The following is a 20,278-nucleotide window of genomic DNA, read 5'->3' on the forward strand; positions in this document are numbered from 1 at the left end:
GCAGCACCAAAGCCGACCCGCTACTGACGCGCCCTCTCGACATCCGCGAGGAGCGCGTCAGGAGCGATGCCGCGTTTCTCCGCACTGGCGCGGACGGCCTCCTGCAGTGACTTGCTACGGCTCAGCAGGCGACGGAAGCGGGCTTCGTCCAATTCCAGAAGAGTCGACGGGGTGATCGCGCGCACTTCGGTCCTGCGCGTCCGTCTCATCAGGATCGACAGCTGACCGAACATCTCGCCGCGACCCAGCCGCCATGTCTGGTTAGCAGCCTCAACCTCGACGGCCCCGGAGGCGATGAAGAAGACGCTTTTCGCGACGCTTTCGCGGCCGAGAATGACCTCCCCCGCATTGGCGTGCCGCGCCTTGAGCAACCGGCTCAATCGTTTCTGGTCCCGAGCATCGAGACCGGAGAACAGCGGAAATTGCCGCACGAGCTCGATGCGCCGCAGCGCGATATCGAGCTTGGGGCGATCCTCTGCGCGCGACCGCTTCTGCGCGAGGGCGGCCCGGAGCTTGGTGTAGACCTCATCGCCGATCAGGCCGTCTTCGCGCATCGTCTCGTATTCGCGCTCCTCCAGCCGCAGCGCGGTCCGACGAATGATGCGCCGTTCGAGCTCTTCGGCGTAGCCGGGATATTGCAGACGCAGCCCCTGCAGCGCGGTTTCGACGATTTCGATGCGGCGCGACAGCAGGTCAGAGAGCAGGTCGCTCACGCGCTTGCCATGAATACGGCGGATGCGGCCGCTGATGAAGCCGCCGAGATCGCGCAGCACCAGACGCTGCGAGAGGAGCATCTCGAACCGGTCCGCCGTCATCCGCGCGAGGGGGCGCGACAGGTGGAGGCGGCGATGCAGGATATTCGCGATGCGGAAGCCGAAGCCATATTTGACGCTGCGCCGCGCGATCCGGTTATAGCCGTGCCGCCCGTCCGCGCGCGCGCCCTCGATCAGACGGTCGGCATTCGACAGAACCTGTTCGGCGATGCGAGAGGCGATCGTCCGCTCGCGCACCCGCATCAGGATGGTGTCGCGTTCATGGCCGGCGAGCGCGATAAGCCCCAAGGTAATGCGGTCGCGGTCGTGGATGTCCTGACTGTCGTCGGCGGCCTTGACCGCGCCCTCCAGCCGCTCCCCGAACCGCTTGGCCTCGGAGCGGACGACGTCTCGGCTGAGTTCATAATTCTCGGTGGTCCGCGCGAGGTCTTCGCGCACTTTCTGCAGCGAGACGGCGACGACCTGGCGCGACAGCGCGTCGTCGATCGGCGACAGCCGGTCCAGCCCCAGCCGACCGATGATCCAGCGCAGCGTAGTGCCCTGCCCGATCAGCGTGAACAGGGTGAAGCCGGTGGCGAGGATGCCGACCATGCGCTGAACCTCATCGGGAACGCGGAAACTCTCGGTCACGGCCAGCGCCAGCGCGAGCGTCACCGCCCCACGCAACCCGCCCCAGAGGATGGCGACCCGGTAGGGCCGCTCGACCGTGGGCGAGACCCGCAGCGCCGTGAGAAGTGGCAGAAGCCCGAACAGGATCACCGCGCGCGCGAAAATCGACGCGAGGACGACGACACCGACGAGGGCGATATCCCCGATGCGGATTTCTTCGAGAAGTCTCGGGATTAACAGCGCCGCGAGAACGAAGATGAGGGCCCCCGCCCAATGCGCCAGGACGCCCCAGAGCTCGCGCAGATTGATCCATGTCTGCGGTTGCAGACGTCCGGGCCCGGTCAGGTTCAGCGTCAGACCGGCGGCGACCACCGCGATGACACCCGAGGCACCGATGCTTTGCTCCGCGCCGATATAGGCCAGGTAAGGCAGCGCGACCGAGATCGAGAGCTGGGCAAGCTCATGACGCCGGAAGAACGACATCATCCCGACGGCGATCCGCGCGACCAGCCAGCCCGTGAACGCGCCGCCGAGGATGAGATACGGAAACCGGGCGAGTGCGTCGCCCAGCTTCGGATCGGGCACGCCCATCATCACGAAGCCCATGAAAAGCCCGAACAGCGCGATAGCCGCGGCATCGTTCAGCAGGCTTTCCCCCTCGATGATCCGCGACAGCCTGCGCGGGGCAGAGATCGAGCGGAAGATCGAGACGACGGCGGACGGGTCGGTCGTGGACACGATCGCGCCGATGAGCAGGCACGCGGTGAGCGGGATCGAACTGACCCAGGACAGCGCGTAGCCGACGCTGAGGGTGGCCGCGACGACCGCCACCACCGCAAGCATCAGGATGGGAACCCAGTCGTCCAGCATCCTGCGCAGGTCCATGCCCAGCGTCGCCTGAAAGAGCAGCGTGGGCAGGAACACGTAGAGAAACACGTTCGAGCGGATCGGCAGGTTCAGGATTGCTTCCGCCACCGGATTGAGCGCGTCGGTCAGCTCGGTCCGGAGGAAAAACACAGCCGCCACACCGATGAGAATACCGATGCCCGCGAGGATCACGCTGAAGGGCAGACGCAGCCGCGCTGCCAATGGCTCCGCCACCCCGATGACGAGGAAAAGCGACGCGACAATCGTGGTGATGACGACGATATCCATTCAGTCGAAATACCACGCTGATCGGCGGACGCACGGGGAATTGAAAGGTTTCGACACTTTGCGATCGGGAGACAAGCACGCCCCCGCCGAGAGAGGCGGGGGCGCTTTATAGACCTTAAGTCAGATCAGCCGACGAGCTTCGCCGTCATCTCGACAAGGCGCTTCGCCTGATGGGCGATTGCGGCCTTGCCAGCCTCGTCGACGCCCCCGGCATTGGTCGAGAAGCCATAGGGGTTGCCGCCCGCGTTGAAGATCGCCTCGTCGGTATAGCCCGGCGGAACGATGACGCAGCCCCAGTGCATGGCCGTGGTGTAGAGGCCGAGGATCGTCGCCTCCTGCCCACCATGTGCGTTCTGCGCGCTGGTCGTCGCGGTGAAGGTCTTGTTGGCGAGCTTGCCTGCGCCCCAGAGACCGCCCAGCGTGTCGATGAAGGCGCGCATCTGGCTTGCAGAGACGCCGTAGCGGGTCGGTCCGGAGAAGAAATAGCCCTCGGCCCACTCCATGTCGTCGGCGGTCACTTCCGGAATGTCGCTCATCTTCTCGAGCTGGTTTTTCCAAGCGTCCTGCCCCTCGACGACGGCTTTCGGGGCCGTCTCGGGAATGCGGCGCAGGCGCACTTCGGCCCCGGCAGCCTCGGCGGCTTCCGCAGCCGCCAACGCGACGGCGTGGTTGGTGCCATAGGTGGAATAAAAGACGATTGCGATCTTCGGTTGTGCCATTTCTATCTCCTGTGTTGGGAAGGGCCTGAGGGGCAACGGCGCCCTCAGCCGTGTTTGATGAACGTGCCGTTGTTGAGTTCAGTCAGCGCCTGACGCAGTTCGTCTTGCGTGTTCATGACGATGGGGCCGTGCCACGCGACGGGCTCCTGGATCGGGCGGCCGGTCATCAGCAGGAAGCGGAGACCTTCGTCCCCGGCCTGCACCGTGATCTCGTCGCCCGCGCCGAAGCGGACCAGCGTGCGGTTGCCGGTCATGTCGCGGATATTCAGCTCCTGCCCGCGATATTCCTTCTCGACCTTGATGCCGACGGGATCGCTGGCGTCGCGGAAGGTGCCGGAACCTGCGAAGACATAGGCGAGCGCGTTCGAGCGCGTATCGACCGGCAGCACCTTGCGGCGTCCTGCGGGGATCGACACGTCGAGCAGCATAGGATTGGCGGCGATGCCGTCGACCGGTCCGGTCTTGCCCCAGAACGAGCCGATGATGACCTTGACAGTCGTGCCGTCATCGTCGCCTTCGATCGGGATGTCGCTGCCGGTGATGTCCTGATAGCGCGGCGCCGTCATCTTGAGCGCGCCGGGCAGGTTCGCCCAAAGCTGGAACCCGTGCATCTGCCCCTTGGCATTGCCCGAGGGCATCTCCTGATGGACGATGCCGGATCCGGCGGTCATCCACTGCACGCTGCCTGCGCCGAGAAGACCGCGATTGCCGAGCGAATCCGCGTGCTCCACCTGGCCGTCGAGCACATAGGTAATCGTCTCGATGCCGCGATGCGGGTGCCAAGGGAAGCCCTTGGAATAAAGCCGCGGATCGTCGTTGCGGAAATCGTCCATCATCAGGAACGGATCGGTCAGCGACGGGTCGCCGAAGCCGAACACGCGATGAAGATGAACGCCAGCGCCTTCGAGCGCGGGTTGCGCTTGGCTGGTGGCCGAGACAGGTCGAAAGGTCATGGGAGCCTCCAAATATCGTTGGTGATAGTGTGGGGCTTCCCGTGGAAATTTGAATTAGCGAAGGTCCCGCATGTCCTGTGCGCAAGCGCGCAGACGGGCAAAGGTTCCGCAAAAAGAACCGGGCCACCGTTCGGCAGCCCGGTCTTCTTTTGCCTTAGCTGACCCTCTCGGGATCAGATGTTACCCTTGGACAGCTCCCCGGCAATGAAATCCGCCTGCCGGATCGCGAGCGCCACGATGGTCAGCGTCGGGTTCTCTGCAGCCCCCGTCGTGAACTGCGAGCCGTCCGAGATGAACAGGTTCGGCACATCATGGGTCTGGCCGTGCTTGTTCACCACCCCGTCGCGCGGGTTCTCGGACATTCGGTTGGTGCCGAGGTTATGCGTCGACGGATAGGGCGGCGTCGGCAGCGTCCGGGTCGCGCCCACCGCCTCGTAGATCGCCTTCCCGCGGGCATAAGCGTGATCGCGCATCGCCCGGTCGTTCGGGTGATCGGTGTAGTTCACGTTGGCCACCGGCAGCCCGTAGGCGTCCTCGACCGAGTGATTAAGGGTGATGCGGTTGGTCTCCTGCGGCATGTCCTCACCGACGATCCACATCCCGGCCATGTTCTCGTAGCTGTCGAGCGCCGAGGTGAACTCGCGCCCCCAGCCGCCCGGATCGAGGAAGGCCGCCATGAAGGGCAGACCGAGGCTGAGCGTCTCCAGCTCATAGCCACCCACGAACCCGCGCGAGGGATCGTGGCGCGCCTCATCGCGGACGATGCCCGCCATCGTCGTGCCGCGCCACATCTTCACCGGCTTGTCGAACACGCCATAGACCGAGCCCGTGGTGTGACGCATGTAGTTGCGCCCCACCTGCCCCGAGGAGTTCGCAAGCCCGTCGGGGAACATCGCCGAATGCGAATTCAGGAGCACGCGCGGGCTCTCGATGGAGTTGCCCGCGACGCAGACGATCTTGGCCTTCTGCATCTGCAGATTGCCCTCCTTGTCGAAATACTCGACGCCGGAGGCCATGCCCTGATCGTTATGCAGGATGCGGGCGACGTGGCAGTGATCGCGCACCTCCAGATTGCCGGTCGCCTCGCCGCGCGGAATATCGGTGTAGGCCGACGACCACTTGGCGCCCCATTTGCAGCCCTGGAAACAGAAGCCCGTCTGCTGGCACGAAATCCGGTCGTCATATTCGATCGAGTTGATCGCCATATGACCGGTATTCACTTCCTCGTAGCCAAGCGACTTCGCGCCTTTCTCCAGCACCTTGAAGTTGTTGTTGCCCGGCAGGCCCGGACGATCGCCGGTGCGCGTCACACCGAGCTTCGCTTCCGCCTTGTCGTAATAGGGCGCAAGCTCCGCCGGATCGATCGGCCAGTCGAGCAGGTTCGCCCCGTCGACATTGCCGTAATGGGTCTTCGTCTTGAACTCGTGGTCCTGAAAGCGAAGGCTCGCCCCGGCCCAGTGGATCGAGGTGCCGCCGACCGCTTTCACGATCCACGCGGGCAGACCTGAGAAGTCCTTCGCCACCCGCCAGTCGCCGCTCGTGGTGCGCGGCTCGGTCCAGGCGAGCTGGCCGAAGCTTTCCCATTCGTCGTTGATGTAATCCTCGGGCAGATAGCGACCGCCCGCCTCGAGCGCCACGACCTTGACGCCCTTCTGCGCCAGTTCGTTGGCCAGCACGCCGCCGCCTGCGCCGGTGCCGATGATGACAACGACGCTGTCGTCGCTCAGATCAAATTTCGCAACCATGTCTGCCTCCCTTACAGCCAGTCGATGTCGTCAAAACCGCGGTTGATGTAGCCGCCCTTGGAATAGGACTCGCCCTCGTAGCCGAAGATCGGCCAGACCGCTTTCTGGTTGTAGAGGCCGGTCACCAGACCACCCCGGATCTTCTGGAAGAAGGGGCTTTCCTCCATGCCCCGCAGGATCGCGACGCGATCCTTCTCCCAGCCCGTCTCGAGGTAATTCGCGAAACCCTTGCCGCGCGCCGCCGCATCGAGCGCAGCAATCCCCGCTTCGATTTCATCAGCTGTATCGGGGCTGTCGTAGCCTTTCACCGCGATGACATAATACTGGTCGTCGATCTTGTCGTGCGGATAGATATCGCGCGCCATCTGCACGAGCGTCGCGAAGGTCGTCGGCTTGAGCGCCGAGAGCTCGGTGGCCCAGGCGGCATTGCGCGCCGCCATGAACCCCGAACCCACGACGAAGCTCGCCCCCGCCACGGTTGCCCGCGCCAGCAGCTGCCGTCTGGTCAGCCCTTTCGAGCTTGCCTTGGTTGCCATTGTCGTCTCCTCCCTGATGTCTCCCTTAGGAAAATCTCACTTGAAGCGGCCTTCGCGCGCGAGCACCTCGATCTGGTATCCGTCCGGATCGGCCACGAAAAAGAACTTCGCGACGACCTCCCCTGCCGGCGCGAATTCCACGAGTTTGCGAGGCGCGAGGCCCTCCGCCTCGAAGCGTTTGTGTTCGGCTTCGAGATCATCGACCGAGACCGCAAAATGGCCGTAGCCATCGCCGAGGTCATAGGGCTCGGTCCGGCCCTTGTTGACGGTGAGTTCCAGTTCGAACTCGCTTTCGGGATTGCTCAGATAGACGAGCGTGAAATCCGGAAAGTCGAGACGGTCGGCGACCTTGAGGCCGAAAGCCTTGTCGTAAAACGCGACCGAGCGGTCCTCGTCGAGGACACGGATCATGGAATGAATGGATTTTGCCACCGGTTGCTCCCGCTGTAGTGCTGTCAGTTGTCCTGAGAGCCTAGCAGCGGGCCGCGGTGGGGCGGGTAGTAGGTCTATACTACCCCTGAAGAATGTTTGACGTCAGGCTTGCGCTTACTCTGCCGCGACCGCGAGCGGGGCGCGATCGGTCGAGATTTCCATGAATTTCAGGCACGCACAGCGCAGCAGCGACGTGAAGTTCGACGGCTCCCCGCGCAGCTCCAGCACTTCCGCATGCAGCGTAGAGATGAAGGTCGGCGTGGACACCCCATCGCGCGCGGCGATCTCGTCGAGAATGTCCCAGAACGCGTTCTCGAGCCGGATGCTCGTGCTCTGGCCGTTGAGCCGCAGCCTGCGCGTCTCGCTGGAATAGCGCTCCGGGTCCTGACCGGCGAATACATGGCACATATCGTCTCTCCTCCCTCAGATCCGATTGCCGAGGCGAACCAAGATCCACCCGAGACTCAAGAATATGAACAATCCGGGTCGGGTCAATCGTGTTGTGACGGGGGGCGTGGCCGAGCGCATCAGGCTATGGGGTCGCCGCGAAACCTCCCACAAGGTCACGCGCCACGCGCTCCGCTGCAGCTAGCGCACCTTCCATGTAGCCGCCCATCTCGGGCGCGGTTTCCGAAGAGGCGAAATGAACCCGCCCGTCATGGAGCCCGCGCAGCACCGGCGGAAGGCCGTAATCGGGGTGGAACCTGAGCGGCTCGAGATCAGCCTCCGCTGCCGTTTCGGGCGCGACGGCCCAGTCTTCGAGCGCATAGGTCAGCGGGTTGGCCGCCTTGGGCCCAAAGATCCGGCCAAGCTGTTCAAGGGCGGCAGCTTTGACCACCTCCTCCTGCCCGATCCGCGCCCGCGCCGGCAGGCCCAGAAAGCCGAACAGCGCCGCGGGCGTGCCGTCCGGCCCCGAGGCATCGTGGATTTCCGCCAGAGGCCCGCGCTGGCTCATCGCGTCGCCCGACAGCCCGGCTTCGCGCCAGAACGGTCGCTCGTAGAGGGCGACGAATTTCGCGTGCCCCGCCATCCATGTCGGGATTGCGCGGAGCGCCTGCATCTGCGCCTCGCTCAGCTGCGGCGCGAAAGACATCTGCGCCGCAACGCGGGGCGGCACGGCCAGCACGACATGCTCGGCCTCGCAGGCCCGACCGTCATCAAGCGTGACCGAGGGCCCTGCCCCGATCTCGACGACGCGCGCCCCGGGATGAAGCTGCGCGGCGGGAAGGTCGGCGGCGAGGGCATTGGTCAGCGCGCCCATGCCGCCTTCGAGACGCCACGACCCCGCCATGCTGGCAAAGCCCATATTGCGGTGAACGTCGCCGCTCGCATCTTCCAGCGACACCGCGCCGCGCGCGAACTGCTCGAACTTGCGCAGGTTCAGCGCCTCGGTGAGCGCCGCGATCCGGGGCTGGCCGGGCCAGAACCATGACGGGCCGAGATCGACCCTGCCCGTTGCGGTCTCAAGCGCCTTGATCCGACCGCCAAAGCGCGGCCGCGCCTCGAACAGCTCGAAAGAGACCCCGCGCGCGTGCAGGTGCCGCGCGAGCGCCAAGCCCGCGAGCCCGCCGCCCACGATCGCAACCTGCGTTTTCATGGAAGCCTCGTCATGTTGAGAGATCGTTTTCCGTCACTGTTCCGGCGCGGCAACGAAGCGCAGATGCCCCGTCTTGATCCAGAACTCGGCGCCGCCCGGCCCGGCCTGAACCTGCAGCGATTGATCCACGGGCAAGCGCAGCCACGATCCCTCGCGCAGCGCGTCGCCGCTCTCGGACAGCGTCCCGCCCAGCATGAGCAACTCCATCCCACCCGGATCATCGAGCGACAGGCTCGCATTCGGCGCGAGCCGGAAATAGCGGACAATCTCGCGCGCGTCGCGATGAAGCTCAGCGCATTCGACTCCCTCGCCAGTCTGGGTCAGATCGGCCCGCATATCCTTGTGAAACTGATTGCGGTCGTCCGGGTCGAACTGCCAGAGCTTCACGAAGATCGTGCAGCCACCCTCCGATCCCGGGCGATGCCGGGTCTGCGGTGGATTGCGCACGTACGTCCCCGCCGGATAATCGCCGCTCTCATCTTGGAACACGCCTTCGAGCACGAGATATTCCTCGCCGCCGCCATGCGTATGCGCCGAGAAACTGTGCCCCGGTGCGAAGCGCACGATGCTCGTCGCCCGCGCCACCTCGTCGCCGATCCGGTCGAGCATCCGCCGCTCGACACCCGCCGACGGCGAGCCGTGCCAGTCGAGCGTGTCGGAATGAACGAGCACGCGCTCCGAGAATTCCGCGTTGATTTCCATGTGCCCTCCGAAATATCTGCCCCAACCTAGGTTGGGCTGTCGCACCGCCCCTAAGCCGCGCGTAACTCGGAGCTATGCTCGGAAGGCAGAATTTCAAATGCCGCGAAGCCCCTCGGCTATTCGACGCTGCGCAGATCATCGAGCTGAACCGAGATCGCCTCGCCGGGATAATCGGCGGGCTTCGGCAGGTCCGCAATGAGCGTCGTCGGCCCGCTTCCGGCCTGCGCCACAGCCTGTCCGTCGGGACCCGCGATCACGGACTTGCCACCGAAGTCGATATCGCGATCAGGTCCGGCGTAATTCGCATAGACCACGACGGCCGCGTTCTCATTCGCGCGCGCCCGCACGAGCAGATCGGGGACGTGATCGTAGCCAACCGGGTTCGCCGTCGGCACGAGGATCAACTCGGCCTTCGCTCTCGCCAAGGTCCGTGCGTGCTCCGGGAACTCGATGTCATAGCAAATCAGCAGGCCGGTCCGGACGCCATTCAGCTCGAAGACGGGCGGCGTTTCCGTCCCGAAGGCGAAGCTCGCCCGCTCCATCTCGCCGAAGAGTTGGATCTTGCGATAATGCCCGACCCGCGCGCCTGTCTTGTCGAGCACAGACGCCGCGTTGAACACGTCATCGCCCAGCCGTTCGGCCCAGCCATAGCAGATCGCGCATTCGTATTTGCGCGCGATATCGCCCATCGTGGTGCACCACTCTGCGCCGAGCGGCTGCGCCTGCACGCGATGGTCCTCGGGCCGGTTGTAGCCGGGCAGGATCAGCTCGGGCAGCACGACAAGATCGACGCCGAGCCTCAACAGACCGCTCACCCATGCCTCGATGGTCGCAAAAATCTGCGCCGGGTCAGAGGGAAGCGGCAGCGGCTGGACGAGCGCGATTCTCATGTTTGTCTCCATTCTCGACAAACAAGCGTATCGCTTGCGCCGCAGCCCGTCACCCTGAGCAAAGCCGGAAAACTCTGCCTACGGGCGACAGACGTCTGGAGAGAGGGTCAGGACGAAGGCAGCCGCGAGAACCTGTCCAGTTCAATCAAGACAGGAGTTTCGCCTTGGCCTCCCGCAGGGCATGCGCGAGTTCGAGATAGCCGGCATTGCCATTATTGAGATGCATCAGCTCATAGTGGTCTGCCCAGTGGTCGATCCGCGCACGCGGCACACGGTCCGACCACGCACCTCTGCGCACCCGGATGGCCCCGTCTTCCAAGCACTCTACTTCGATACGCGTTTCGATCATAACGATCTCCATCTCTAACTCGTCAAGGGCGCAAGAGGCTCGCGATACAGCCGGGGCCCTCCCGAAAATAACATTTTTGCGAATAGACAATTGTTGCGAATAACCCACTGGTAACAAAGGAATGCGACTCCGCGCATTGCGGATTTCCTCAGTTTTTTCCGCGGTAACAGTGAATTGACTCACGGCGTGCCGAAATCCCCCCTGAGTTGAATGTTCAGCGGGTGGTCCGGCAGGGTCAAATTGGAGTGTCGGGCCTTCGCGCGAGAAACGAAGCCCCCCGATTTGTGCCCCGATTTAGAGCGATCCGTATCTGCGAGCCATGCGGCGGTGCTCCCCACCAGCATCAGCCCGGATCGGACGCCATCAGACATCGGATGCCGCAACTGACCGCCTAAGCCGATCCTTCAAACCCGCTTTGCGAGAAACGCCGCCGCAAGATCCGGGGTGGCGATCTGGGGATAATCCGCCTCGGCAATCGCGACGCCGAAGCGCTGGTTGAGCGCGATCACGAGGTTCAGGATATCCATCGAGTCGAGCTCGAGATCGTCCTGCAGATGGTCCGACCCCGCGATTTCGGCGGGATCGAGATCGGGGGCGACGCGCACGAGTTCCTCGATATAGGCGCTGCGGATTTCGTCTTCGGTCATAGCTCCTCCGGGGTTTGCAGCTTCGCGTCGATCGCGGTCAGGAATTTCGAGCCCAGCCGCCCGTCGCTCACGCGGTGATCGGCGGCGAGGGTCAGCGTCACGGCCTGTGCGGCGATCACTTCGCCGTCGCGCACCAACGCTTGCAGGCCGGGCGCACCGGCGGTGACGATAGCGACCTGCGGCGGCACGATGATACCGGCCATCGCCTCGACCCCGCTTTCGCCGAGCGCCGAGAAGGTCAGCGTCGCCATGCTCATCTCCGAGCTTTTGAGCCGCCCGGCACGGGCGCGCATCGTGAGGTCGCGCATCGCCTCCATCAAATCCTGCAAGCTCTTCTTGTCGGCATCGAGGATTGCTGGCGCGACAAGCCCGCCGCCCCGAAGCGCGATGGCGAGCCCGAGATGGATCGCCGCGGAGGGCGTGAACCCATCTTCCCCGAAATGCCCGTTCACCGCCTTTTCCTCACGCGCGGCCAGCGCCATCGCCTTCATCAGGAGCGCGCCCATCAGGATGCGTTCTTCGGGCGGGCGGTCGGCATTGGCGGCGCTTAGCCAGTCGCTCGCGGCGCTGAGGTCGATCGTGTGGGTGACGTAGTAATGCGGGATCTCACGTTTCGACCGGGCCATCGCGGCAGCGATCGCCTTGCGCATCTCGGCGAGATAGGCGCCGCGATCTTGCGCCGGGGACGGTGTCGCGGCGGGTTTCTTCGTCTCGACATCGGAGAGGACGATCGCGCCTCCTGGCCCGCTGCCGGTGAGGCTCTCCAGCGCAATCCCCAATTCCGCCGCGCGCGCCTTGGCGGCAGGTGATGCGGCGATCCCTGATGGGGTTGCTGCGGGCGGAGCGGTTGGCGGCGCTGCTTCCGCCGCAGGCGCGGCAGGTTCGGCGGGGGCCTGCGGCGCAACTGGCGGCGCGGTCTGCGTTGGGGCCTCCGCAGCCTCCCCCGGTGCCTGAATAATGGCGAGCGGCGCGCCGACGGGCAGACTCTGGCCCAGTTCGGCCACCAGCTTTTCGACCACGCCGTCCTCGAAAACCTCGATCTCGATCGCGCCCTTCTGGGTCTCGACCACCGCGACGACATCGCCGTGCTTGACCGTATCGCCGGGCTTCACCAGCCATTCGACCAGCTTGCCCGCCTCCATATCCGCGCCAAGCGAGGGCATCTTGAAAACGGCCATCGCGTCACCCTTTCCCGAGCGTCGTCTTCACGGCGGCGACGATGGCGGGCACCTGCGGGATGGCGGCATCCTCGAGATGTTTGGGGTAGGGGATCGGCACCTCGGCGGAACACACCCGCCCCACCGGCGCATCGAGATGCCAGAAGGCCTGCTCGCCGATCCGGGCCGCGATTTCAGCCGAGAGCGAACCGGACCGCCAACCCTCATCCACGATCACCGCGCGGCGCGTGCGCGCAAGCGAGGCCATGATCGTCTCGTCATCGAGCGGGCGCAGGCAGCGCAGGTCGATCACCTCGGCCTCGATCCCCTCGCCTGCCAGCGCCTCGGCCGCCTCCAGCGTTTTCCACAGCGACCCGCCATAGGTGATCAGGCTGATATCCTTGCCCGCGCGCCGGATCGCGGCTTTGTCGATATCGACCGGCCCCGCATTCGCGGCGATCTGGCCCGTCATGTTGTAGAGCATGACGTTCTCAAAAATCAGCACCGGGTCGGGATCCTCAATCGCAGTCCAGAGCATCCCGCGCGCGTCCTCCAGCGTGGCAGGCGCCAAGACCCGCAGCCCGGGAATATGGGCATACCACCCCTCGAGCGAATGGGAATGCTGCGCGGCCAGCTGCTTGCCCGCGCCGGTCGCGAGGCGGATCACCACGGGCGCGCCGAACTGGCCGCCCGACATGTGCCGGATTGTGGCGGCGGTGTTCATGATCTGGTCGAGCGCGAGGAGCGAGAAATTCACCGTCATCACCTCGACGATGGGGCGCATCCCCGCCGCCGCCGCGCCGATCCCCGCCCCGGTGAAGCCGGACTCCGACAGTGGCGTGTCGCGGATGCGTTCCTCTCCGAATTCGTCCATCAACCCTTTCGAGACCGCGTAACACCCGCCGTAAGCGCCCACATCCTCGCCCATCAGGAAGACCCGATCGTCGCGGCTCATCGCGTCACGGATGCCCTGCTTGACCGCCTCGCGATAGGTCATCTCGACGCTCTCGGCGCTCGGTTCGGGCGGTGCGGGCGGCGCGGGGCGATCCTCGGCCATGACATGGCGGGTGAGCGTCTCGAGCGGCTCCCACTCGCTCGCCTCGGCATAGGCCACGGCGGCGGCGATCTCATCCTCGACGTCCGCCTCGATCTGCGCGACCTCTTCGGGATGCATCAGCCCGCTCTCGTAAAGCCAAGACTGAAACCGCACGATCGGCCCCTTCTCACGCCACGCGGTGACCTCGTCCTTATCGCGATAGAGCTGGGCGTCGAACATCGAATGCGCCCGGAACCGATAGGTCAGACATTCGAGAAAATAGGGCTTGCCGGTCTCGCGGATCGCGGCGAGCGCGCGGCGTGTGGCGGCCTCGACCGCGACCACATCCATCCCGTCCACCTGTTCCGTCACCGTGCCATAGGCGGCCGCCTTGCGCCTTATGTCGATCTCGGCCTCAGTTCGCGCCAGGGCCGAGCCCATCGCGTAGCCGTTATTCTCGCACACGAACAAAACCGGCAGCGACCAGAGCTGCGCGAGGTTCATCGTCTCGTGGAACTCGCCCTCGGCCACAGCCCCTTCGCCGAAGAAGCAGGCGGTCACGTTTGGCGCGCCCATCATCCGGTCGCGCAGCGCGAGGCCCACGGCCAGCGGGAGCCCGCCCCCCACGATCGCATTGCCGCCGTAGAAATTGCGCTCGGCGTCGAAGATATGCATCGAGCCGCCCCGCCCGCCCGAGGCGCCGGTGGCCTTGCCATACATCTCGGCCATCACGCGCTCCATCGGCACGCCGCGTACCAGCGCATGGCCGTGCTCGCGATAGGTCGCCACGACGCGATCCTCGGGGCCAAGCCGCGGGATCACGCCCGAGGCCACCGCCTCCTCGCCATCGTAGAGATGGAGGAATCCACGGATCTTTTCCTGCGTGTAGAGCTCGGCGCATTTATCCTCGAAATGGCGCACACGGATCATCGCCGTGAGCAATTCGCGGATGTGGTCATGGGTCAGATGCGGTTTGTCGGCAGTCATGTCTCGTCACTCTCCAGCGTCGAAATATCGCCTTCCGGCAGGCCCAGCTCGCGCGCTTTCAGCAGACGGCGCATGATCTTGCCCGAACGGGTCTTCGGCAGGGTTTTGCGGAACACCACCTCGCGCGGTGCGACCGCCGCGCCGAGCTTTTTGCGCGCGAGGCCCCGGATGTCGCGTTCGAGGTCCTCGGAGGGCTCAAACCCCGGATTGAGCGCGACATAGGCCTTCACCACCTCGCCCGCGGTCTCGTCCGGCAGGCCGATCACGGCGGCCTCGGCCACTGCCGGGTGCTCGATCAGCGCGCTTTCGACCTCGAAGGGGCCGATCAGATGCCCGGAGGATTTGATCAGATCGTCCGCGCGACCGACGAACCAGAAATACCCGTCCGCGTCGCGCATCGCGAGATCGCCCGAGAGATACCAGCCATCCACGAAACACTTCTTGTAGCGCGCCTCTTCGTGCAGATAGGCGCGCATCATCGAAGGCCAGCCGGGGCGCAGCGCCAGTTCGCCGATCTCGCCGGGTTTGCAGTCGCGCAGCCCATCATCGACACGCTCGACGATCCCCGCCTCGATCCCGGGTAGCGGCTTGCCCATCGAGCCGGGATGCACATCCATCGCGCGGGTATTGGCGATCATGATGCCGCCGGTCTCGGTCTGCCACCAGTTGTCGTGGAAGGGTTTGCCAAAGACCTCGTTGCCCCAGACCACGGCCTCGGGATTGAGCGGCTCGCCCACCGAGGCCATGAACCGCAGCTTCGAGAAATCGTAAGGCGCGGCCGCCTCCTTGCCCGCGCGCATCATCATGCGGATCGCGGTGGGCGCGGTGTACCAGACCTCGATCTGCTCGCGCTCAAGGATGCCGTACCAGCGATCGAGATCGAAATCGGCCTCGTCGACGACCATCCGCACCCGGTTCACCAAGGGCGAGATGATCCCGAAGGAGGTCCCCGTCACCCATCCCGGATCGGCGGTACACCAGTAGCGCGTGCCCGGCGTCAGCTCGAGCGCGTAACGCCCTGCGGCAGCGTGCATCAGCACCGCATTATGCACATGCACCGCGCCTTTCGGACGGCCCGTAGTGCCGGAGGTGAAATGGATCAGCGCGGGGTCCTCTGGGGCCGTGCGGACCGTCTCGAACTCCTCCGAGGCCGCCGCCATCGCAGGGCCGAGTGCGACGCAATCGTCGGGCGCTTCGTCGTCGATGATCAGCACCAGTTTCAGGGAGGCAATCTCGTCACGCCAGGCGGCAATCTTGCGGCGATAGATCGAGGCAGTCGTGATCAGCGCATTGGCCTCGCCGATCTCGAGCCGCGTGCGCAAGGGTTCAGGCCCGAAGGCGGAAAAGAGCGGCGAGAAGATCATCCCGGCTTTCAGCGTGCCCAGCGCGGCAACGTAGAGATCGGGCACGCGCCCGGCGAGACCGAAGAGCCGGTCGCCCGGTTCCAGCCCGTGGCTTGTCAGCACATTGGCGAAACGCGCGGTCCGGGCGGCGAGGTCGCCATAGCTCAGGCTTTCTCGCGCGCCGTCCTTGCCGAGCCACAGGATCGCCTCGTCACTGCCGTGCCCCGAGGCGACATGGCGATCCACCGCCTCATGCGCGATGTTCAACCCGCCATCGGGAAAGCCGTCGAGCATCGCCCGCGCGGTGTCCCAAGTGAATGCCTCGCGGACCTCATCGGTCAACGTTGCGGCTGCCCGTTCGGCATCCGGTTTCCGGATAATCGCCCAAGTCATCACGCCTCCTCCCAAGGTGATGCCAGTCGATGGGCCGCCCCCTGTCACGAACGGCCATGATCTTGACTAGGCGAAGACTGGAGGCAGTTTCATTGATGTGGCTCAACGCGGGAGCGGAATTTATCTGCGGGTTACGCGCGATACGACCAGATGCCCCAGCAGCGGCGGAAGCAGGCTCATCGCCCCGGCAAGCGTCAGCCCCGCGATACCGGGCGACGGAAGCTGCAGCACATCCGATAGCCCCGGCAGCCACAGCGCCCCGGCGATCAGCACGAGACACAGGACAAGCGCCCCCCAGACATAGGGGTTGCGCGTCACATCGTTGCGCAGGGCGTGGGTGTCGGCCTCGCGCATGTTGAACACGTTCCACAGCTGGCCCAGCGCGAGTGTGACGAAGGCCACGGTGACGGCGGCGGCGGGCTCAAGCCGCAAACCATAGAGCGCGCCCCCGAAAGCCAGCATCGTCGCCAGCGTGACGATCGTCCCGAGCGCAATGATGCGTCCCCATTCCCTGCGCGCGAGGATCGGCTCGGCGCGGTCACGGGGCGGGCGGCGCATCTCATGGCCGTCCCCATGCCCCAAGCCGAGCGCCAGCGCGGGGAAGACATCGGTGACGAGATTGAGAAACAGGATCTGCAGCGGCAGGAGCGGTGAAGGAAGCCCCACTCCCACGGCGATCCCGACCACAAGGATCTCCGAGAGATTGCACGACATCAGGTAGACGATGAACTTGCGGATATTGCCGAAGATCACCCTGCCCTGTCGCACCGCCTCGACGATGGTCGCGAAATCGTCGTCCTTGAGCACCATATGCGCGGCCTCGCGGGCGACCTGGGTACCGCGCTGTCCCATCGCGATGCCGATATCGGCTTTCTTCAGCGCTGGCGCGTCATTCACCCCGTCGCCGGTCATCGCGACAGTCTCCCCCTCGCGCTGATAGAAGCTGACGAGGTCCAGCTTCGTCGCCGGAGCCACGCGGGCGAAGACGCTGGCCTTGCGCAGGCGGTCGAGCGTTTCCTCCGGGGCGTTTTCCAGATCGAGCCCGGTGAGGTCTCGCCCCTCGATCGCCACCGCGCCATTTCTGCTGATCCCGGCATCCTTCGCGATGCGCGCGGCGGTCTCGGCATGATCGCCCGTCAGCATGATCACCCGGACCCCCGCGCTTTGGCAGGCCGCGATCGCGGGGGGCACATCCTTGCGCAACGGATCGGCGAGGCAGGCAATCGCGACAAGCGTCAGCCCCTCATAGGGCGCGTCCTCCGCCCCGTCCGTCCGCTTCATCGCGAGGCCGATCCCACGCAGCCCCTCGCTCGCGGCGTCCGCGTTGCGCGCGATCCAGTCCGCCTTGTCTTCGCCGCTCAGAGGGCGCGGGCCTTCCGCCCCCAGAACCTCGGAGCAAGAGGCGATCACCGCCTCGGGCGCGCCCTTCACCGCATAGAGCGCGCCCCCGTCCGGCAACGCATGGACGGTCGCCATCATCAGGCTATCGCTCTCGAAAGCATGTTGGAGCAGGCGTGGCTCTGCTCCGTCCTCTGTCACCCCCGCCTGTCGTGCGGCACTCAGCAAGGCCAATTCGGTCGGGTCGCCGATCCGGCCCTCATCGCCGTCGCCCAGCTCGGCATTGTTGCACAGCATGCCGATCTTCAACGCCGCGCGCAGACGGTCCTCCGCGATACCGGTCTCCGGCCCATCCAGATCCACACTCCCCCCGTCGAGCAAGACCTGCACCACGCTCATCCGGTTCTCGGTCAGTGTCCCGGTCTTGTCCGTCAGGATCAGCGTCGTCGCCCCGAGCGTCTCGACCGAGGACAGGCGGCTGATCAGGGCATTGCGCTGCACCATGCGCCACATCCCGCGCGCAAGCGACAAGGTGGCCACGACGGGGATCCCTTCGGGGATCGCGGCCACGGCGAGGGCGACCCCGGTCTGGATCATACTGGTGAGCGGGTGGCCCTGCGCCAGTCCCGTGACGATGATCGCGACGGCAAGAACGATCGTCAGCCAGACCAGTCGCTGCCCGAGCCGCGTCAACTGGTGTTCGAGCGGCGTGGGTTCCGTGCTGGCCGCCATCGCAAGCTGGCTGATCTTGCCGATCTCGGTCTCCATGCCGGTCCGCACCACCACGCCGGTTCCGGCCCCTCGCGTGACGGCCGCGCCCTTGAACCCCATATTGGTGCGATCCCCCAGCACCGCATCGGATGGTAGCGGTTTGGTGGTCTTGAGCACCGGAAGGGACTCGCCGGTCAGCACGGATTCGTCGCAATGAAGCCCCGACGCGTCGACGAGCCGTAGATCGGCGGTCACCACATCGCCCGCTTCGAGCATCACGAGATCGCCCGGCACGAGATCGCGGGCATCCACCTCGATCAGCATTCCGTCCCGACGGACGCGGGTGCGGACCTCGGCGACGCTGAACAGCGCCTCCATCGAGCGGGTGGCGCGCAACTCGGTGAAAAACCCGATCGCGCCGTTCAAGAGCAGCACGACGAGGATCGCCAGCGCCTCGACGATATCGTTAATGACCAGCGAGAACACCGTTGCCAGAACCAGAAGCGCGACGATCACCCCCTGAAACTGATGCAGCAGGATGCGCAATGCGCTTCGGGGCTTGGGACGACGCAGAGCGTTCGGGCCGTGGCGCGCGAGGCGCGTGGCGGCTTCGTTAGCGCTCAGCCCGTTCGGAAAGGGGACGGACAGACGCGCGATCACCGCCTCGGCGGTTTCGGCAAAAGCTGGCGCGGCGTCGGTATCCTGCATCACGAGGCCTTCAGTCATCCCGCGGCGATGGTAAGCCTTTCGGCAGGCAGCGCAATCGCCCGGACTTGGGTAAGGATGCCGCGGGTCAAACTCGCCTCTGCCCCCGTCCGCCTCACCCGTGATTCACAAATCGTTGATCGAGATCAATGACGTTCTGCGCCTGTCGTCTCAGCCTAATCCGCGTGTCGGGCTGCGATCATGGACCGCGAACTCGACCGGGAGGAGGAGGAAAACATGCACATTTGTAAAGCCATGATGGCGGCCGTGAGTGTCGCCGGCGCGCTTTCCGCGAGCGCGGCGCGGGCGGATGGCACGGTCGAGGTCCTGCACTGGTGGACGTCGGGCGGCGAGGCCAAGGCCGTCGGAGAACTGAAGAAAGCCTTCGAGGCCGAGGGCGGCGAATGGATCGACTCGCCGATCGCGGGCGGTGGCGGCGATGCCGCGATGACGGCGCTGCGCGCCCGCGTGGTGGCCGGCAATCCGCCCACGGCCGTTCAGCTCAAGGGGCCGGGCATCCAGGAATGGGCAGAGCAAGGCGCGCTCAACGACGTTCAGTCCGTCGCGGACGAAGGAAACTGGGACTCGGTGCTGCCGCCGGCGCTGGCCGAGATCATGAAATATCAGGGCAAATACGTCGCCGCGCCGGTCAACATCCACCGCGTGGACTGGATGTGGGCCAACCCCGAGGCGCTGAAAAAGGCAGGCGTCGAGGAGATGCCCACGACTTGGGACGAGTTCAACGCCGCCGCCGACAAGCTTCAAGCGGCGGGCATCGTACCGCTCGCCCATGGTGGTCAGCCTTGGCAGGACGCGACGCTGTTCGAAGACGTGGTGCTGGGGATCGGCGGCGCCGATTTCTTCCGCAAGGCGCTGGTGGAGCTCGACCCGGAGGCGCTGACCTCGGACATGATGGTCAAGTCCTTCGACCAACTGCGCAAACTGCGTGGCTATGTCGATCCGAACTTCTCGGGACGCGACTGGAACCTCGCGACCGCGATGGTGATGCGCGGCGAGGCCGGTTTCCAGATCATGGGCGACTGGGCGAAGGGCGAATTCCTCGCTGCTGGCAAAGTACCGGAACAGGATTTCCTGTGCTGGCCCACGCCGGGCAAGGGCTTCGTGCTGAACTCGGACAGCTTCACCCTCTTCAAGGTGGAGGGCGAGGACCGTATCGAGGGCCAGAAAGTGCTCGCACGGTTGATCATGTCGCCCGAGTTCCAGAAGGTGTTCAACCTCGCCAAGGGGTCGATCCCGGCGCGCACCGACGTGCCGCTCGACGATTTCGACGCCTGCGCCAAACGCTCGCATGCCGATCTGCTGGCGGCGATCGAGAACGACACGCTGGTGCCTTCGATGGCGCATGAGATGGCGGTGCCGCGCTCGGTGCGGGGCGAGTTCCTCGATCTCGTGACCGCTTTCTTCAACTCTGACATGAGTTCCGAGGACGCGGTCAAGCAACTTGCGGCCGCGATCAAGCGCGCGCAGGAAAACTAGGGCC

General features: G+C 65.3%; 17 protein-coding genes. 1 reads left to right on the plus strand and 16 read right to left on the minus strand.

Annotation, left to right across the window (positions count from 1 at the left end; translation table 11 throughout):
- Positions 1–20 precede the first annotated feature (20 nt).
- The 16 genes from F8R15_RS02080 to F8R15_RS02155 all read right to left on the minus strand — a co-directional run bounded on the left by F8R15_RS02080 (position 21) and on the right by F8R15_RS02155 (position 18,780).
- Positions 21–2,537 carry a cation:proton antiporter gene (locus tag F8R15_RS02080; protein WP_152843216.1) on the minus strand — a complete coding sequence of 839 codons (2,517 nt, stop codon included), beginning with the start codon at positions 2,535–2,537 and terminating at the stop codon, positions 21–23.
- A 125-nt stretch (positions 2,538–2,662) separates the two neighbouring features.
- The gene (gene wrbA, locus F8R15_RS02085; protein ID WP_152843217.1) at positions 2,663–3,256 is read right to left on the minus strand and encodes an NAD(P)H:quinone oxidoreductase; all 594 of its coding nucleotides are present in this window, start codon (positions 3,254–3,256) and stop codon (positions 2,663–2,665) included.
- Between the two features lie 44 nt (positions 3,257–3,300).
- Positions 3,301–4,209 carry a pirin family protein gene (locus F8R15_RS02090; protein ID WP_152843218.1) on the minus strand — a complete coding sequence of 303 codons (909 nt, stop codon included), beginning with the start codon at positions 4,207–4,209 and terminating at the stop codon, positions 3,301–3,303.
- 173 nt (positions 4,210–4,382) lie between these two features.
- Positions 4,383–5,954, minus strand: a complete 1,572-nt coding sequence (locus F8R15_RS02095) for a GMC family oxidoreductase (protein ID WP_152843220.1) — start codon at positions 5,952–5,954, stop codon at positions 4,383–4,385.
- Between the two features lie 11 nt (positions 5,955–5,965).
- Positions 5,966–6,490, minus strand: a complete 525-nt coding sequence (locus F8R15_RS02100; RefSeq protein ID WP_152843222.1) for a Twin-arginine translocation pathway signal — start codon at positions 6,488–6,490, stop codon at positions 5,966–5,968.
- 36 nt (positions 6,491–6,526) lie between these two features.
- Positions 6,527–6,922 carry a VOC family protein gene (locus F8R15_RS02105; RefSeq protein WP_078545828.1) on the minus strand — a complete coding sequence of 132 codons (396 nt, stop codon included), beginning with the start codon at positions 6,920–6,922 and terminating at the stop codon, positions 6,527–6,529.
- Between the two features lie 114 nt (positions 6,923–7,036).
- Complete coding sequence (locus F8R15_RS02110; protein ID WP_078530393.1) at positions 7,037–7,330, minus strand: ribbon-helix-helix domain-containing protein; 294 nt, start codon at positions 7,328–7,330, stop codon at positions 7,037–7,039.
- A 124-nt stretch (positions 7,331–7,454) separates the two neighbouring features.
- A complete protein-coding gene (locus tag F8R15_RS02115) occupies positions 7,455–8,519 on the minus strand; it encodes an FAD-dependent oxidoreductase (protein ID WP_152843224.1) in 1,065 nt (354 codons plus the stop codon).
- 33 nt (positions 8,520–8,552) lie between these two features.
- Positions 8,553–9,221 carry a cupin domain-containing protein gene (locus tag F8R15_RS02120; protein ID WP_152843226.1) on the minus strand — a complete coding sequence of 223 codons (669 nt, stop codon included), beginning with the start codon at positions 9,219–9,221 and terminating at the stop codon, positions 8,553–8,555.
- Between the two features lie 116 nt (positions 9,222–9,337).
- A complete protein-coding gene (locus F8R15_RS02125; RefSeq protein WP_172976146.1) occupies positions 9,338–10,111 on the minus strand; it encodes a carbon-nitrogen hydrolase family protein in 774 nt (257 codons plus the stop codon).
- A gap of 145 nt (positions 10,112–10,256) precedes the next feature.
- Complete coding sequence (locus F8R15_RS02130) at positions 10,257–10,460, minus strand: hypothetical protein (protein ID WP_078519881.1); 204 nt, start codon at positions 10,458–10,460, stop codon at positions 10,257–10,259.
- A gap of 404 nt (positions 10,461–10,864) precedes the next feature.
- Positions 10,865–11,107 (minus strand): acyl carrier protein, encoded by a 243-nt coding sequence (locus F8R15_RS02135; RefSeq protein ID WP_078539928.1) that lies wholly within the window; start codon positions 11,105–11,107, stop codon positions 10,865–10,867.
- Positions 11,104–12,285: a dihydrolipoamide acetyltransferase family protein gene (locus tag F8R15_RS02140; RefSeq protein WP_152843230.1), complete on the minus strand. Its 1,182-nt coding sequence runs from the start codon at positions 12,283–12,285 to the stop codon at positions 11,104–11,106. Before F8R15_RS02140 ends, F8R15_RS02135 begins: the two co-directional genes overlap by 4 nt.
- A gap of 4 nt (positions 12,286–12,289) precedes the next feature.
- Positions 12,290–14,287 (minus strand): pyruvate dehydrogenase (acetyl-transferring) E1 component subunit alpha, encoded by a 1,998-nt coding sequence (gene pdhA, locus F8R15_RS02145; protein WP_152843232.1) that lies wholly within the window; start codon positions 14,285–14,287, stop codon positions 12,290–12,292.
- Positions 14,284–16,023, minus strand: a complete 1,740-nt coding sequence (gene acsA, locus F8R15_RS02150) for an acetate--CoA ligase (protein WP_152843233.1) — start codon at positions 16,021–16,023, stop codon at positions 14,284–14,286. The genes pdhA and acsA overlap by 4 nt, the downstream gene beginning before the upstream one ends.
- Positions 16,024–16,143: 120 nt before the next feature.
- Positions 16,144–18,780: a cation-transporting P-type ATPase gene (locus F8R15_RS02155; RefSeq protein WP_216644089.1), complete on the minus strand. Its 2,637-nt coding sequence runs from the start codon at positions 18,778–18,780 to the stop codon at positions 16,144–16,146.
- 234 nt (positions 18,781–19,014) lie between these two features.
- Between F8R15_RS02155 and F8R15_RS02160 the strand changes: the two genes are divergently transcribed.
- Positions 19,015–20,274, plus strand: coding sequence for an ABC transporter substrate-binding protein (locus F8R15_RS02160; RefSeq protein ID WP_152843235.1), 1,260 nt, complete (start codon positions 19,015–19,017; stop codon positions 20,272–20,274).
- Positions 20,275–20,278 lie beyond the last annotated feature (4 nt).

The organism is Thioclava sp. JE_KL1, assembly GCF_009296265.1.
In the GTDB taxonomy this organism is placed as follows: Bacteria; Pseudomonadota; Alphaproteobacteria; order Rhodobacterales; family Rhodobacteraceae; genus Thioclava.

Coding starts and splice junctions, on each gene's coding strand:
- F8R15_RS02080 (WP_152843216.1), bottom strand. CDS start 2,537: ATGGATATCGTCGTCATCACCACGATTGTCGCGTCGCTTTTCCTCGTC.
- wrbA (WP_152843217.1), bottom strand. CDS start 3,256: ATGGCACAACCGAAGATCGCAATCGTCTTTTATTCCACCTATGGCACC.
- F8R15_RS02090 (WP_152843218.1), bottom strand. CDS start 4,209: ATGACCTTTCGACCTGTCTCGGCCACCAGCCAAGCGCAACCCGCGCTC.
- F8R15_RS02095 (WP_152843220.1), bottom strand. CDS start 5,954: ATGGTTGCGAAATTTGATCTGAGCGACGACAGCGTCGTTGTCATCATC.
- F8R15_RS02100 (WP_152843222.1), bottom strand. CDS start 6,490: ATGGCAACCAAGGCAAGCTCGAAAGGGCTGACCAGACGGCAGCTGCTG.
- F8R15_RS02110 (WP_078530393.1), bottom strand. CDS start 7,330: ATGTGCCATGTATTCGCCGGTCAGGACCCGGAGCGCTATTCCAGCGAG.
- F8R15_RS02115 (WP_152843224.1), bottom strand. CDS start 8,519: ATGAAAACGCAGGTTGCGATCGTGGGCGGCGGGCTCGCGGGCTTGGCG.
- F8R15_RS02120 (WP_152843226.1), bottom strand. CDS start 9,221: ATGGAAATCAACGCGGAATTCTCGGAGCGCGTGCTCGTTCATTCCGAC.
- F8R15_RS02125 (WP_172976146.1), bottom strand. CDS start 10,111: ATGAGAATCGCGCTCGTCCAGCCGCTGCCGCTTCCCTCTGACCCGGCG.
- F8R15_RS02130 (WP_078519881.1), bottom strand. CDS start 10,460: ATGATCGAAACGCGTATCGAAGTAGAGTGCTTGGAAGACGGGGCCATC.
- F8R15_RS02135 (WP_078539928.1), bottom strand. CDS start 11,107: ATGACCGAAGACGAAATCCGCAGCGCCTATATCGAGGAACTCGTGCGC.
- F8R15_RS02140 (WP_152843230.1), bottom strand. CDS start 12,285: ATGGCCGTTTTCAAGATGCCCTCGCTTGGCGCGGATATGGAGGCGGGC.
- pdhA (WP_152843232.1), bottom strand. CDS start 14,287: ATGACTGCCGACAAACCGCATCTGACCCATGACCACATCCGCGAATTG.
- acsA (WP_152843233.1), bottom strand. CDS start 16,023: ATGACTTGGGCGATTATCCGGAAACCGGATGCCGAACGGGCAGCCGCA.
- F8R15_RS02155 (WP_216644089.1), bottom strand. CDS start 18,780: ATGCAGGATACCGACGCCGCGCCAGCTTTTGCCGAAACCGCCGAGGCG.
- F8R15_RS02160 (WP_152843235.1), top strand. CDS start 19,015: ATGCACATTTGTAAAGCCATGATGGCGGCCGTGAGTGTCGCCGGCGCG.